This is a genomic window from Bacillus sanguinis, assembly GCF_018332475.1.
GTDB classification, from domain to species: Bacteria; Bacillota; Bacilli; order Bacillales; family Bacillaceae_G; genus Bacillus_A; species Bacillus_A sanguinis.
Map to the genome: position 1 here is coordinate 1 of NZ_BOQB01000165.1, position 14,438 is coordinate 14,438.

The 14,438-nt window shown below is 33.4% G+C and carries 15 protein-coding genes and 1 riboswitch; of the genes, 12 read left to right on the forward strand and 3 right to left on the reverse strand.

The genetic code is table 11. The features are described 5' to 3' along the window. Positions 1 to 106: 106 nt before the first annotated feature. From KI369_RS17855 to cbpA, 3 genes are all read left to right on the forward strand, one after another. The gene (locus tag KI369_RS17855; RefSeq protein WP_212956827.1) at positions 107 to 2,425 is read left to right on the forward strand and encodes an NEAT domain-containing leucine-rich repeat protein; all 2,319 of its coding nucleotides are present in this window, start codon (positions 107 to 109) and stop codon (positions 2,423 to 2,425) included. 248 nt (positions 2,426 to 2,673) lie between these two features. Further along, a complete protein-coding gene (locus KI369_RS17860; protein ID WP_212956828.1) occupies positions 2,674 to 3,303 on the forward strand; it encodes a class II aldolase/adducin family protein in 630 nt (209 codons plus the stop codon). 125 nt (positions 3,304 to 3,428) lie between these two features. Further along, positions 3,429 to 4,052, forward strand: a complete 624-nt coding sequence (cbpA, locus tag KI369_RS17865) for a cyclic di-AMP binding protein CbpA (protein WP_212956829.1) — start codon at positions 3,429 to 3,431, stop codon at positions 4,050 to 4,052. Between the two features lie 67 nt (positions 4,053 to 4,119). Here cbpA and KI369_RS17870 read toward each other — a convergent pair whose 3' ends face one another. Then, positions 4,120 to 4,890, reverse strand: a complete 771-nt coding sequence (locus tag KI369_RS17870) for a divergent polysaccharide deacetylase family protein (protein ID WP_212956830.1) — start codon at positions 4,888 to 4,890, stop codon at positions 4,120 to 4,122. Between the two features lie 397 nt (positions 4,891 to 5,287). On the opposite strand from KI369_RS17870, the gene KI369_RS17875 reads away from it, so the two are divergent. Beyond that, complete coding sequence (locus KI369_RS17875; protein ID WP_000495532.1) at positions 5,288 to 5,569, forward strand: aspartyl-phosphate phosphatase Spo0E family protein; 282 nt, start codon at positions 5,288 to 5,290, stop codon at positions 5,567 to 5,569. 29 nt (positions 5,570 to 5,598) lie between these two features. Here KI369_RS17875 and KI369_RS17880 read toward each other — a convergent pair whose 3' ends face one another. Then, positions 5,599 to 7,095, reverse strand: coding sequence for a sensor histidine kinase (locus tag KI369_RS17880; RefSeq protein ID WP_212956831.1), 1,497 nt, complete (start codon positions 7,093 to 7,095; stop codon positions 5,599 to 5,601). A 189-nt stretch (positions 7,096 to 7,284) separates the two neighbouring features. Here KI369_RS17880 and KI369_RS17885 point away from each other — a divergent pair, with 189 nt between their 5' ends. From KI369_RS17885 to KI369_RS29505, 4 genes are all read left to right on the forward strand, one after another. After that, positions 7,285 to 7,731, forward strand: coding sequence for a MarR family winged helix-turn-helix transcriptional regulator (locus KI369_RS17885; RefSeq protein WP_000203340.1), 447 nt, complete (start codon positions 7,285 to 7,287; stop codon positions 7,729 to 7,731). Between the two features lie 160 nt (positions 7,732 to 7,891). Then, positions 7,892 to 9,586 carry a M3 family oligoendopeptidase gene (locus KI369_RS17890; protein WP_212956832.1) on the forward strand — a complete coding sequence of 565 codons (1,695 nt, stop codon included), beginning with the start codon at positions 7,892 to 7,894 and terminating at the stop codon, positions 9,584 to 9,586. A 138-nt stretch (positions 9,587 to 9,724) separates the two neighbouring features. Beyond that, a complete protein-coding gene (locus tag KI369_RS17895; RefSeq protein WP_087979889.1) occupies positions 9,725 to 10,258 on the forward strand; it encodes a DinB family protein in 534 nt (177 codons plus the stop codon). 100 nt (positions 10,259 to 10,358) lie between these two features. Further along, entirely contained in the window at positions 10,359 to 10,475 is a 117-nt protein-coding gene (locus KI369_RS29505; RefSeq protein ID WP_220775317.1) for a DUF6254 family protein, read from the forward strand. An 11-nt stretch (positions 10,476 to 10,486) separates the two neighbouring features. Here KI369_RS29505 and kinB read toward each other — a convergent pair whose 3' ends face one another. After that, complete coding sequence (gene kinB / locus KI369_RS17900; RefSeq protein WP_212956833.1) at positions 10,487 to 11,695, reverse strand: ATP-binding protein; 1,209 nt, start codon at positions 11,693 to 11,695, stop codon at positions 10,487 to 10,489. 207 nt (positions 11,696 to 11,902) lie between these two features. Further along, a riboswitch (PreQ1 riboswitch) is annotated at positions 11,903 to 11,946 on the forward strand. A 93-nt stretch (positions 11,947 to 12,039) separates the two neighbouring features. On the opposite strand from kinB, the gene queC reads away from it, so the two are divergent. The 4 genes from queC to queF are packed head-to-tail and all read left to right on the forward strand — an operon-like array spanning position 12,040 to position 14,418. Next, a complete protein-coding gene (gene queC, locus KI369_RS17905) occupies positions 12,040 to 12,702 on the forward strand; it encodes a 7-cyano-7-deazaguanine synthase QueC (RefSeq protein ID WP_212956834.1) in 663 nt (220 codons plus the stop codon). Continuing rightward, a complete protein-coding gene (gene queD, locus KI369_RS17910; RefSeq protein WP_212956835.1) occupies positions 12,702 to 13,193 on the forward strand; it encodes a 6-carboxytetrahydropterin synthase QueD in 492 nt (163 codons plus the stop codon). The genes queC and queD overlap by 1 nt, the downstream gene beginning before the upstream one ends. Continuing rightward, positions 13,186 to 13,902 (forward strand): 7-carboxy-7-deazaguanine synthase QueE, encoded by a 717-nt coding sequence (queE, locus tag KI369_RS17915; RefSeq protein ID WP_212956836.1) that lies wholly within the window; start codon positions 13,186 to 13,188, stop codon positions 13,900 to 13,902. Before queD ends, queE begins: the two co-directional genes overlap by 8 nt. Positions 13,903 to 13,920: 18 nt before the next feature. Beyond that, positions 13,921 to 14,418: a preQ(1) synthase gene (gene queF, locus KI369_RS17920; RefSeq protein ID WP_000918895.1), complete on the forward strand. Its 498-nt coding sequence runs from the start codon at positions 13,921 to 13,923 to the stop codon at positions 14,416 to 14,418. Positions 14,419 to 14,438 lie beyond the last annotated feature (20 nt).

Genomic DNA, 14,438 nt, shown 5'->3' on the forward strand with positions numbered 1-14,438 from the left:
ATGAAAATATAAACTTAATGTAATATTATCATTGACAATGATAATGAGATTCATTATCATTTATTTGTAAGTAATTGATAAATGTTATCAATTATGAAAATTATATATGATAGGGGATATTATATTGAAAAAAAGTTATATTAAGGCGCTAGTAGTAGCCACAACATTAGCAATTCCATTTGCTACATACTCTACTCCAGCATTAGCAGCACTAAAAGCTGAAGCAAACCAGTCGGTGGCAGCAGCTAGTGAACGTACATACGATACTGAGATTAAAATATATAAGGATCAAAAAGATGAGCCATCTATGGTTTCTCAGTACATAAAAAATCCTAAAGTAGCAATTGAAGATGGGAAAAAAATTGTTACTGTAACAATACAAGATAGCGATTATTTTCAATATCTTAGAATAGAGGATAAAAACCAACCTGGTGTATTTCAAGATGTGAAAGTTTTATCAGAAGATAAGAGGAAAAATGGAACGAAAGTAGTCCAATTTGAAATTGGCGAATTTGAGAAGAAGCATAATATGCAAATGCATATACTTATTCCGGCCATTGGATATGATCACAAATATCAAGTTCAATTTGAAATTAAAGATCCAACTGCAGGTGACAAAGAAACAGAGAAACCAGATGATAACTCTAATTCAGGCAATACGGAAACGGATCATCCAGTTGATAGTCAAAATATGATAGCAGATAATAAATTGAGAGAGCTTGTTAATAAAAAAGTATTTAATAGAAAAGATTTAAATACACCGATTACGAAAGAAGAGTTATTACAAGTAAAGGACTTGTTTTTAAATACGAATGAGATTCTTGATTATAGTGCATTAAAATATATGCCAAATTTAAAATCTTTAACAGTTGCGAATGCGAAGATAAAAGATCCTTCGTTCTTTGCGAACTTAAAGCAATTAAATCATTTAGCTTTGCGTGGTAATGAATTTTCAGATGTAACACCACTTCTTAAGATGGATAATTTAGAATCTCTTGATTTGAGTAATAATAAAATTACAAACGTTGCACCATTAGTTGAAATGAAAAATGTAAAAAGTTTATATCTATCAGGTAACCAAATAGAAGATGTAACAGCATTAGCGAAAATGGAACAACTAGATTACTTGAATTTAGCAAATAATAAGATTACGAATGTTGCTCCATTAAGCGCGTTAAAAAATGTAACATACTTGACTTTAGCTGGTAATCAAATTGAAGATATTAAACCGTTATATTCATTACCTTTAACAGACTTAGTATTAACACGTAATAAAGTTAAAGATTTATCCGGCATTGAGCAAATGAAGCAATTAGAAGAATTGTGGATCGGGAAAAATGAAATAAAAGATGTTACGCCTCTAAGTAAGATGACACAGTTAAAACAATTACACCTACCTAACAATGAGTTAAAGGATATTACGCCATTATCAAGTCTAGTAAACTTACAAAAACTTGATTTAGAAGCAAATTATATTTCAGACTTAACACCGGCTAGTAATTTGAAAAAGTTAGTATTCTTAAGTTTTGTTGCAAATGAAATTCGTGATGTTCGACCAGTGATAGAACTAAGTAAAACAGCTTACATCAATGTTCAAAATCAAAAAGTATTTTTAGAGGAAACAGAAGTAAATAAAGAAGTAAAAGTACCTATATACGAAAAAGATGGTAAAATTTCTACAAAAATTCGTTTGAAGAGCGAAGGTGGTACGTATAGTAACGATGCAGTTAAGTGGAGTACACCAGGTGAGAAAGTATATGAATTTGGTGTGAAAGATCCATTTGCGGATACAGGAATCTTCTTTACGGGATCTGTCATTCAAAATGTGGTAGAAAGTAAAGGAGATAACACTTCTAAAGAAGACAATACTTCTAAAGAAGATGCAAAAGTAGAAGTAGTGGAATTTAAAGATGTACCAAAAGGACATTGGTCAGAAGAAGCAATTCATTATTTAGCGAAAGAAAATATTTTCAAGGGATATGGAAATGGACAATTTGGATTTGGGGATAGTATTACTCGTGGACAAGTTGCGTCTTTAGTACAAAGGTACTTGAAATTAGAAAATAAAGTAGAGCAGAAAGAGAGATTTACAGATACGAAAGGGCATATGTTTGAGCAAGATATTGCTGCAGTTGCGCAAGCTGGCATTATGCAAGGCGATGGTACTGGGGAGTTTCGTCCAGATGGAGTATTAACTCGATATGAAATGTCTGTAGTATTGCATAAAGTATTTCAGTTAAAAGAAGATGGAAGTAATAAATTGAACTTTAAAGATGTACCAACTGGTCATTGGGCAGAAGGTTATGTGAAAACGTTAGCGGATAATAATATATCAAAAGGTGATGGGAACGGAAACTTTTTGGGTGACGATTTCGTAACACGTGAACAATATGCACAGTTTTTATATAACGCAATAACGAAATAAAAGATGAGAAAATACGTTATTCTTTGATTGAAAAAGAATAGCGTATTTTTTATGTATAAAATGAGATAGGCAATAGATAGAAGTATAGACATATGAATAGCCCATTTTAAAGAAGAGCTGTGAAACTATATTGACAAAAAAGCATTCTCATGTGATAATTCAATTAAATTTTTAGAATAATCAAAAAATACTCCTTTTACATAGAAAGGATTCGAACATTATATAAATATTACGCCGGGGGTGACGAAATGTTATTTTTTCTAAAGAAATGGAATGAATTAAAAGATGTGAAATCTGAATTGGCACTTCGTGATTGGTTTTATGGTACAAAAATTAGTTTATCACTCTGTACGTCAAAAGAGCCGTTAACTTTTTTAGTAAACGTTGAGGGAAGAGATAAAGGGTTATTTTCAGAAGAAGATTTTATTGTTGTTAATTGTATGTGTGAGTCAGTATTTGAAAATGAAGAAAAACCAGCTGCAGAATCATTTATGCATGCGGATATTTATAAAAAAAGTAGTGCAGAATGTATTTTACAAGTGCAGACTGTAGATAGCCATTTAATATCAGAGTTATATGGAGAAGAAGGGGAAGTAACATTCGATAAACGTAGCGTGGAACGTGTTTTTGGAAAAGAAGGTATAACAGAAATGACAATTCCCATTGTAGAAGATGAGAAAAAATTCGCTGATTTATTAGAAAATAATGTACCGAATTTTATTGAAGGTGGAGGAGTAGTTCTCGTTCATAATTATGGCATGATCGTGTGGGGGAAAACTCCAGAAGAAGCGAAAAAATGGTTAGAGGGTATAGAATATTTAATGAATTACCATGTAAAGTTGTTAATGATAAAAGGTGCAAAGAGCTCAGTTATATAAAATGTTTGTGATGTCGTTACAAGTCAATAAATAAATGAAAGCGTTTTAAAAATAATTTTACTCATAAAATATAGGTCTCCTTATTATATATAGATTACATGTTGACATGTAAGGAGGAACATATTTTGCGAGTTAAATATCATTTTCTGCCAAAACAGCAAGTAACATTTTGCAACATGAACGATTCAGGTGAAGAAGCTTTGCGCATTATGAATGAAACGGGATTTCGAGCAATCCCTGTATTAGCAGAAGATGAAAAGAAATTCATGGGGATTATTTATAAAGTAGATCTTTTAGAAAAAAAGTGTAAGAGTGGATTAGAGAAAGTGAGTACGGAACATATGCTAGAAGATTCCTCTGCATTTATTTTTGAAAAGGATTCTTTTTTTAGAGCATTTTATGTTATTCGTCGACTTCCATTTCTAGCTGTGCTAAATGACTATAATGAATTTGTCGGTATCTTAACGCATTCCAATATATTTGATGTTATTGAAGATTCATTCGGTATGCGGACGGGTGGTTATATATTAACAATTGCAACACAAGATTGTAGGGGAACGATTAAAGAACTTGGGACATTGTTGAAAGCATTTAATATCGGTGGACTATTTACGCTAGATAACGGTGATCAATATATTCGCCGCGTTATCGTAAATATAGCAGATGAGTTAAATGAAAAAAGATTAAAGCAATTAATTGAAAAAATAGAGAAAAAAGGATTCAGGGTGAGTCATGTAGATTATATTTAAGGTGGAAAGGAAAGGTACTAATTTGCTATATGCAAATTAGTACCTTTTTTAGTGCGAGTAATGAATCTTATTTTGAAACAGGAGGCGGAGATAACGCTAAATCAGATAAAAAAATAAAATCTGCATGTTCACGAATGTTAGGAATAGAAGTTTCTATAACACGTGATGTAATTTCACCTGGAGGTCCAACGTGTCCAATAGCTACCATAATCGGTTTTTCTTGAAGTTTTTTAATGAGTAATTGGGCTTGTTTTGAAATATGGGCCGCTGTATACACATCATCAAAAAATAATTGATTTTCAATAATGGGCACTCCTAATTCTTTCCCGATTTTTGGAACAACACTCTTAGGATTTGTTTTGCTATCTAAATAAAATAAGCGGTGTTTTTTACAAGCTGCAAGTATAAGTCGTACAATTCTTTCGTCCGCAGTCACTTTTGATCCCATATGATTGTTCATGCCAATTGCATGTGGTACTTCTTGAATCGCTTGTTCGAGTCGATTAGTTATTTCTTCGTCGCTTAAATCAGTTGTAATTGCTTTTGGTCCAAGCCATTCTTTTTTACCTTTAATCGGTTCCATTGGCATATGTATAATAACTTCGTGTCCTTTCTTATGAGCCGCTATTGCATCTTCCTTTGTGGAAGGAAGAAAAGGCATAACAGCAACAGTCAGTGGAATAGGAAGTGATAACATTTTATCAGTCCCCTTCATATTATTGCCGAAGTCATCAATGACAATAGCGACTTTGTTTGTATGGGCCTTTGCTTGAACAGGAAATAAGAAGGATGGTAAGAACATCGTAAAGATAAGCAATGCAATCGTATATTTGTGCATATAAATATGTCCTTTCTATTTTATCCAGCTATTTGCGAGCTGTGAGGAATGAACAAAATCCCCAATGATTAAATTTCACTTTATCAATCATCATTATGTTTTGCGTTTTTATATAAATTAAACAAAAAATGTCGAAGAAAAGTATATGAAAAATAGAGAATCCGCTATTTAATTGGTATTTGTAAAAAAAGAAGATGAAAAAAATGTCTATTATTGCGAATGTATTTACAAAGATAGAATAATTTGTAATAATTCTCAAAGTGAGGGTAAAGATTTGTAAATTACAGGGAGAAAATGTTAAATTTTCTGATTCTTCAAATTCAAATATGATTAAGTAGTTAAAAGGCCGATGGAGAAGTGAAGTTGAGAGCATGGAAGTATAATAAGGGGGATATGAATGTTTACTGTAAAAAGGAAGTACACGTTAGAAAAGCTTTCACGTGATATTCATATGAAACGTGAAGAAATGATTCAATTAGGTTTAACGAGTGGGTTAAATAGTATGGAGACGATTCAAGTGAGTCAAGAATTGGACAAGCTTATTTTACAGTACCAGTGTTATAAAGAAAAACAAACACCAAAATGGTTATCAATTATAAAGGTACCTATTTTTCAAATTGGATATGAAGGGAAATCAAGTAATTTTTGGCGAATGCTTGTGGCTGGTTTTATGAAATAAGTATAATTACCCTTTTGGGATAAGGATAATTATACTAGGTGTAACGGAATTTCGATATGAACTGTCGTTCCTTCGTTTTCTATACTACCAATAAAAATATGCCCATTGTACATCTCTACAATTCGTTTACATATGACAAGTCCAAGACCGGTTCCAGTATCTTTATTAGTAAAGAACGGATGAAAGAGGTGTTTTTGAATATGTTTTGGAATCCCTTTTCCAGTATCTGTAATTCGCAATTGTGCGTGTGTTTCATTGTTTGTTACAGAAATGGTCAGTGTGTCACCAGAATTCATGGCTTCAATTGCATTTTTTGTAATGTTTAAAACCACTTGTTTCATATGGTCTTTTGAGCAACGGATATGAATAGGATGGTCTGGCAAATGTAAATGGAACACAATGTTATGTAGATTCGCCTCAGATTGAATAATTAATGCTACCTCATTTAGAATGGTTCTCACATCATATGTTTGTTCAATGATAGCAGTTGGCTTTCCAAGAATAAGAAATTCGCTTACAATTTCATTAATCCGTTCTATTTCTTGTTCGATGACGGAAAAATAAAACTGATCTTGTTCATCTTTATATTTCTCTTTTAATAGAGCGACGAGCCCTTTAATTCCGGTAAGAGGATTACGGATTTCGTGGGCTGTACTAGCTGCAAAAGTTCCAACTAATTCAATTTTTTGTAGTTCATTTTGTTGTCTTTCCAGTTTTGTTTGACGTTTTAACAACATATATTGAGCAAGTAAAAATAAAATAGACATTAAAAATAAAGTAGCTATACACTCTATTGCAACCCACTGATGTAAAGTTTTTTGATGGATAGGCAATGGAGAAACAGAGACCTTCCAATTTAATCTTTGGAGTGGGGTAGTAAGCATATTAGAATGCGCATCACTTGTTTCGTTATTATCATCATTTAGAAAAACTACATCATGTTTATCAGTTACTTCAAAATGGTATTGTGGCTTAATGGCATTTAAAGATGATGAAATGTAGTCAAAGCGTAAACTTGCTAACAATAAGCCTGAGATTTCCTTCTGTTTATTGAAAATGGGAGATGCAATCATAATAGCTTGATGTCCAAGCACACGATCTGTAATGGCTGATGATACAGTTGTTTTCTTCGTTTGCAATACGTCTTGAATATATTTGCGATCTGAGACATCAACAGGTGGTCGGTCGCCTTCGGATGCGATTGTAATAATGCCTTCTGGTGTAGCATAATATAACCCAGAAAAACGGGCATCGTTTCCATCTGTATCATGTACAATTTGTTTCATTCCATTTATATTTCCAGTCTCGGTTCCTACGACCTTTGAGAGCATTTCTAATGCAGAAATTGCTTCACCAAGGTGATGATCTAAATAGTCCCTATATAAAAAGAGAACCGTGTGAGCAGATAGTTTGTTTTCCTGCTTCATTTTATACGAATGATATGAATAAAATGTAGCACCAATCCCTATCGTTGGTAGGATAACAAGCATTATATATAAAACTATGCTGTGGAATTTGACTTTCAAATTTGGTACTCCTTCTTTTTTATTATCATTATATATAAACTATGTTAAAATTGTCATGTTTTTATTCAAGAATTATTCATAATATATTTGGGGAGAGGAAATGAATGAGTGAATACTCATTCGGAAATTACATGAAGTACGAAGCTGTTTTTTTATTACTTAGAATTTAAGTGAAGGGTTGAAAGTTGTATGACATCAAATAATGAACGAGAAGATATTTCTCAATCTCTAAAAGTATTTATTGCATTATCTCGTGTACATCGTTCTGTTATGGATACTACAAATAAATCTATACAAAGTAACGGTTTAAATCCAACTGAATTTGCTGTATTAGAACTGCTATATCATAAAGGCGGTCAACCACTTCAGCAAATTGGTGAGCGTATTTTAATCGCTAGTGGCAGCATTACATATGTTGTAGATAAGCTAGAGAAAAAGGGATTAGTAAAGAGGATTCCATGCCCGAATGACAGACGTGTTATTTATGCACAATTAACTGAGTCTGGAGAGAACTTTATTGCTTCTATTTTTCCAGGGCATGAGCAAGTTATACATCAGTCTTTTGAAATGTTAACGAAAGAGGAAAAGGATGAATTACTTGATCTATTAAAAAAGATAGGAAAGTATGAAAAATAATAATATGTTCCAAAGGAGCTTTGGATAAAGAAATCCAGGGCTTTTTTGTTTACATGTAATGATGACAATATGTGCCGTATTTTGCGGAAGAATAAGAGGAGATTTGTAAGTAAGCATTGAATTATAGTAAGGATGCATATAATGGAGAGGAGGCTCGTTCATGTCATTTAAAGACTATGAATATAAACGGCCAAATATTGAAGAATTAAAAGAGAAGTTTACTGTTGCTTTAGAGAAGTTTGATAACGCCAAAACCGTAGAAGAACAAAAACAAGTCATCAATTCAATTAACGAAATTCGCAATGACTTCGGTACAATGGGGAATCTTTGTTACATTCGTCATTCTGTTGATACGACAGATGCTTTTTATAAGGAAGAGCAGGATTTCTTTGATGAATTCTCTCCAGTTGTACAAGGATATGGTACAAAGTATTATAATGCGTTAATACATTCTCCATTCCGTGAAGAATTAGAAGCGTATTATGGAAAACAATTATTTGCTTTAGCGGAGTGTGATTTGAAAACATATTCTGATGAAGTCGTGAAAGATTTACAATTAGAGAATAAATTGTCTTCACAATATACGCAGTTATTAGCATCTGCAAAAATTAACTTTGCAGGAGAAGAAAGAACGTTATCACAGCTTATTCCATTTATGCAAGGGAAAGAAAGAAGTGAACGTAAAGTAGCAAGTGAAGCATATTACGGATTTTTAGCTGAGAATGAGGAAGAGTTAGATCGTATTTATGATGAGCTTGTTAAAGTGAGAACGAAAATCGCCAAATCTTTAGGTTTCAAAAACTTTGTTGAACTTGGATATGCAAGAATGTATCGTACAGATTATAATGCGGAAATGGTGGCGAATTATCGTCAGCAAGTACTTGATTATATCGTTCCGGTTACAACGGAATTAAGAAAACGACAACAAGCACGTATCGGTGTAGAGAAGTTAGCGTATTACGATGAAAACTTTGAGTTTGCTACTGGTAATCCAACTCCAAAAGGAGATGCGGATTGGATTGTTAATCATGGGAAAACGATGTATAAAGAGTTATCGGCTGAAACGGATGAATTTTTCAATTTCATGCTAGATAATGATTTATTAGATTTAGTTGCGAAAAAAGGAAAAGCTGGTGGCGGATATTGTACATATATTGAGAATTATAAAGCGCCATTTATTTTCTCAAACTTCAACGGAACATCTGGCGACATTGACGTATTAACACATGAAGCTGGTCATGCTTTCCAAGTATATGAAAGCCGTAAGTTTGAAATTCCAGAATACAATTGGCCAACGTATGAAGCATGTGAAATTCATTCTATGAGTATGGAATTCTTTACATGGCCATGGATGAAGTCATTCTTTGAAGAAGATGCAGATAAATATTATTTCTCTCACTTAAGTTCAGCACTTCTGTTTTTACCTTATGGTGTATCTGTTGATGAATATCAACATTATGTATATGAAAATCCAGAAGCATCACCAGAAGAGCGTAAGACAGCATGGCGTAATATAGAGAAAAAGTATTTGCCGCATCGTGATTATGAAGATAATGATTATTTAGAGCGCGGTGGATTCTGGCAACGCCAAGGACATATTTATAGCTCGCCGTTCTACTATATCGACTACACATTAGCACAAATTTGCGCACTGCAATTTTGGAAACGTGCAAGAGATAATAGACAAGAGGCATGGGAAGATTATGTGAATCTGTGTCAACAAGGTGGAAGTAAATCATTCTTAGAATTAGTAGAAGTTGCAAATTTAACATCACCATTTGCTGAAGGCTGTGTGAAAAGTGTCATTACAGAAATTGAAGCGTGGCTACATGCGATTGACGACACAAAATTGTAAAAAACATGCGCTTTTTTTCACATGTTTAACATCGACATAACGAGAAAATGATGAGATAATAAAAGAAAATTCAGAATACTAAAGGGGTGTTTCTAATAAGGAGCACCTCTTTTCACCAAAAAAAGGGGGGAAAGAAGTATGCTTCAATCTAATATGGATGTGAGTTTAGAAAGTTTGGTGAACTCATTACAGTCTACTCGAAGCACGCTATTATCAGAAATTGAAATGTTAAATGATACAGAAGTGAATGTAAAGCCACGCCGTGATAAATGGAGTATTATTCAAATTTTGCATCACTTGCATTTAGTTGAACAATCAGTTACATCTGCCCTTGTATATGCTTTACAAAAAAATGAAAGAAACACGACTCCATTTAAAGACCTCCAACTTACGCTTGATCGCACATATAAACGAGAAGCTCCTCAGCAAATGCAACCAACAGAAACGTTAATGAAAAAACAGCAAGGAATTCAATTACTAGAACATTCACGACAAGAACTATTACACGCGCTTCATAGTGTGATAGATGAAAAAGATTTATTTGAAAATGGATTAAAGCATCCTATTTTTAATGATTTGAATTTGTATCAGTGGGTTCAATTTCTTGATTTGCATGAACAAAGACATCTTACACAGTTAAAAGAGGCGAAACACGCAATTTTGCAAAGATAATCAGAAGGAAGTGGGAGACCACTTCTTTTTTGATATGTGCATAGTTTTCTTTCTTATTTTGGAATACTACATGGAGAAAGAAAAGAAGGAGTTGAAAAGTATGTCCAAGAAAAAGAAAGAAGAAGATCGCGCGTGGAAAGCACGTAAAGAAAATCAAAAACCACATGGAAAAGTGAAAGCTTTTGCTGAATTAGTTGAAGGAACAGAAAAAACGTGATGAGTATTTCATCACGTTTTTTGTATGAGTGGAAAAGTTAATAAGAAGGTTGTACCTGTACCTTTTTCGCTTATAATATCAATTTTTCCGTTCATAGCTTGAACAACACTGAATACGACCATCATTCCAAGACCAGTTCCTTTTTCTTTTGTTGAGTAGAAAGGGGAGCCAAGGCGTTTTACTTGTTCTTGATCCATACCAACTCCTGTATCTTTTATATATAATTGAATATGCTTATGATCAGGAACTAATGTGAAATAAAGATCACCGCCTTTTGGCATGGCCTCAATGCAGTTTTTTAAAATATTTAACAAGCATTGATTTAGTTTTTGTTTTTCTCCCGCGATAAAAAAAGAAGTACTTTGCTTTATATAATGAGTACGCACATTTGCTAAATTAGCAAGCGGTGTAATTAGCGATAATGCATGTAATAGTTCTTCTTCTAACTGTAATCTTTGTTCTTTTTCAATACTTGGTTTTGCAAAGGTTAAATAATCTGTAAGAACGTGGTTTGCTTGTTCGATTCCGTTGATGGCTATATCGATATATAATTTTCGCTCTTGCTCAGTGCATGTATCTGATTGTAAAAGTTGTAAAAATCCTTTTGTTGAGGTTAATGGATTGCGAATCTCATGAGAGATGGATGCTGCCATTTCTCCAATTAAATGGAATTTTTCGGCATTCATAAGTTCGTTTTGAAGACGAACTTGAGTTTGTAATATGTGTAATAAATATAAAATAAGGATGGTACCAAGTATCGTACATAACTCATACACAATAATATGTGGTATATAATCAGCCTTATTTGTAACCTTTGAAAGGAAGAAAGGTATCCAACTAAATCCGTATGTGAGACTGTAGATAATAGCAAGTATTATTTTTATACGATTAGAAGTTCGATTGAAAAATTTGTATGTAAATAGTAGAACAATAAATAGAAGGATAGAACCGATAAGCGATGGGAAAACACCTATTCCTCCTAATAAGAAGCGGTATATATTTAATACCACTAATATTGATCCACCGGCAATAGGACCTCCGGTTAATGTACCGACAACTAATACGATATGACGCATATCAAATTGAAATCCATAATCTGTTTTTGCTGCGAAAGTGATACATAGTATAGTAACGAGGCAACATAATACAATAAATATAGCTGAATTTAATTTAGGAGAGCGTTTCCCTTTTTGATTCCAAAATAAATGGTATACGAGCATTGTAACAAGGATGAATAATATATTTAAAAAGAGATAAATAATAAAGGATTTCAGTGGGATGCCTCCTCTCTTCTCATATTAAATTAATCATACTATAAAATGAAAGAAATGAAATGAGAAATAGCGGAAAAATCAGAAATTTTTTATGGTAGTATACAATATGTTACAATAAGCTTTGTCAATGAAAGAAGGAATTCCGTGCATTGCACGGGAGAGGTTCGCGAACTCCCTCTATAAAAAACTATGGAAACAACAATATCTTTAGGTATTGTTTTGTTTTTTTATTGTGACAGTTCAAGAACGTTCTTTCTTCTTATTCGTAGTAGAGAAGGAGAATGAGTGAAATGAAAAAAGAAAAGGCAGTTGTTGTTTTTAGTGGAGGACAAGATAGTACGACATGTTTATTTTGGGCAATAGAGCAGTTTGCAGAAGTTGAAGCTGTAACGTTTAATTACAATCAACGTCATAAGTTAGAAATTGATTGTGCAGCGGAAATTGCAAATGAGCTAGGAATTAAACATACGGTGCTAGATATGAGTCTATTAAATCAACTTGCTCCAAATGCGTTAACGAGAACGGATATGGAGATTACACATGAAGAAGGTGAATTGCCATCGACGTTTGTAGATGGACGAAATTTACTATTCTTATCATTTGCTGCTGTATTAGCAAAACAAGTTGGGGCACGTCATATTGTAACGGGTGTATGTGAAACTGATTTTAGTGGTTATCCAGATTGCCGTGACGTGTTTGTAAAATCGTTAAACGTTACTTTAAATTTATCTATGGATTATCCGTTTGTAATTCATACACCACTTATGTGGATTGATAAAGCGGAAACATGGAAATTATCAGATGAACTTGGAGCATTCGAGTTTGTTCGAGAAAAAACATTAACATGTTATAACGGAATCATTGGTGATGGTTGCGGTGAATGTCCAGCATGTCAACTTCGTAAAGCAGGATTAGATACGTACCTACAAGAACGCGAAGGAGCGAGTAACTAATGGATAATTTCTTTGGATTTCGCATTGTAGAAAATTTGCAAAAAATGGACGAGGATATTCATCGTAAACAGCTTAAATATCATAATAAAAGAGTAATGGTCAGCAAGGAATTTACATTTGATGCAGCACACCATTTACATTGTTATGAAGGAAAATGTAAAAACTTACATGGTCACACATATAAAGTTGTATTTGGGATTAGTGGATATGTAAATGAAATTGGTCTTGCGATTGACTTTGGAGATATAAAAGAGATTTGGAAGAATGAAATAGAAATTTATTTAGACCATCGTTATTTAAACGAAACGCTACCAGCGATGAATACAACTGCTGAGAACATGGTCGTTTGGATTTACGAAAAGATGGCAGAAGCATTAATAAAAGATAATCGTGCGAACGAATATAAAGGAGCTCGCGTTGAATTTGTTCGTCTTTTTGAGACGCCAACTAGCTATGCGGAAGTAAGACGGGAGTGGATGCTCGATGAGTAAAATCCCTGTCTTAGAAATATTTGGTCCGACTATTCAAGGTGAAGGAATGGTTGTGGGACAAAAGACGATGTTTATCCGTACAGCTGGCTGTGATTATAGCTGTGCTTGGTGTGATTCTGCTTTTACTTGGGATGGCTCGGCTAAAGATCAAATTAGACAGATGACAGCAGAAGACGTTTGGAATGAGCTTGTAGAAATTGGTGGCGAAAATTTTTCTCATGTTACGATTTCAGGTGGAAATCCAGCATTGTTGAAAAATATTGAGTTTCTTCTTTCTATATTAAAAGAGAATGGAATGCGGACAGCAATCGAAACACAAGGGAGTAAATGGCAAGATTGGTTACTTCAAATTGATGAGATAACGATTTCTCCAAAACCACCAAGTTCGGCAATGAATACTGATTTTCATAAGTTAGATGCTGTTATTCAGAAACTAGCAGGAAAAGATATTAGTTTAAAGGTAGTAGTATTTGACGACTATGACTTTGAGTATGCAGTTAAGATGCACGAACGTTATCCAGATGTACCATTTTTCTTACAAGTAGGGAATGATGATACAAAAACAGTGGATGATGCGATGCTGATTAAGAAATTATTAGATAAGTATGAGTGGCTTATTGATAAAGCTGTAAATTGTAAAGAGATGAATGATGCAAAAGTATTGCCGCAACTGCATGCGTTAGTATGGGGAAATAAACGCGGAGTATAATGAGAAGGGATGTTTAAAATGGCAGGAAGATTAGATGAAGATTTAAAAGATGTAACGTTACTAGGAAATCAAAATACAAAATATTTATTTGAATATAGCCCAGAAATTTTAGAGGTATTTGATAATAATCATCCAAACCGTGATTATTTTGTGAAATTCAATTGCCCTGAATTTACAAGCTTATGTCCGAAAACAGGCCAACCAGATTTTGCGACAATTTATATTAGCTACATTCCGGAACAAAGAATGGTAGAGAGTAAATCTTTAAAGCTATATTTATTTAGTTTCCGCAATCACGGTGATTTCCACGAAGATTGCATGAACGTTATTATGAATGATTTAATTAAATTAATGGATCCACGTTACATTGAGGTATGGGGGAAATTCACACCACGTGGAGGGATTTCAATTGATCCTTATTGCAACTACGGTCGCCCAGGAACGAAATATGAACAAATGGCAGACTACCGTATGATGAACCATGATCTATATCCAGAAACAATTGATAATCGCTAATATATAATAGAAAGAAAGGA

What these genes read in the sequence shown, in the direction of transcription:
- KI369_RS17855 (WP_212956827.1), top strand. Translation starts at nt 107, where the DNA reads ATGATAGGGGATATTATATTGAAAAAAAGTTATATTAAGGCGCTAGTA.
- KI369_RS17860 (WP_212956828.1), top strand. Translation starts at nt 2,674, where the DNA reads ATGTTATTTTTTCTAAAGAAATGGAATGAATTAAAAGATGTGAAATCT.
- KI369_RS17870 (WP_212956830.1), bottom strand. Translation starts at nt 4,890, where the DNA reads ATGCACAAATATACGATTGCATTGCTTATCTTTACGATGTTCTTACCA.
- KI369_RS17875 (WP_000495532.1), top strand. Translation starts at nt 5,288, where the DNA reads ATGTTTACTGTAAAAAGGAAGTACACGTTAGAAAAGCTTTCACGTGAT.
- KI369_RS17885 (WP_000203340.1), top strand. Translation starts at nt 7,285, where the DNA reads ATGACATCAAATAATGAACGAGAAGATATTTCTCAATCTCTAAAAGTA.
- KI369_RS17890 (WP_212956832.1), top strand. Translation starts at nt 7,892, where the DNA reads ATGTCATTTAAAGACTATGAATATAAACGGCCAAATATTGAAGAATTA.
- KI369_RS17895 (WP_087979889.1), top strand. Translation starts at nt 9,725, where the DNA reads ATGCTTCAATCTAATATGGATGTGAGTTTAGAAAGTTTGGTGAACTCA.
- KI369_RS29505 (WP_220775317.1), top strand. Translation starts at nt 10,359, where the DNA reads ATGTCCAAGAAAAAGAAAGAAGAAGATCGCGCGTGGAAAGCACGTAAA.
- kinB (WP_212956833.1), bottom strand. Translation starts at nt 11,695, where the DNA reads ATGCTCGTATACCATTTATTTTGGAATCAAAAAGGGAAACGCTCTCCT.
- queC (WP_212956834.1), top strand. Translation starts at nt 12,040, where the DNA reads ATGAAAAAAGAAAAGGCAGTTGTTGTTTTTAGTGGAGGACAAGATAGT.
- queD (WP_212956835.1), top strand. Translation starts at nt 12,702, where the DNA reads ATGGATAATTTCTTTGGATTTCGCATTGTAGAAAATTTGCAAAAAATG.
- queE (WP_212956836.1), top strand. Translation starts at nt 13,186, where the DNA reads ATGAGTAAAATCCCTGTCTTAGAAATATTTGGTCCGACTATTCAAGGT.
- queF (WP_000918895.1), top strand. Translation starts at nt 13,921, where the DNA reads ATGGCAGGAAGATTAGATGAAGATTTAAAAGATGTAACGTTACTAGGA.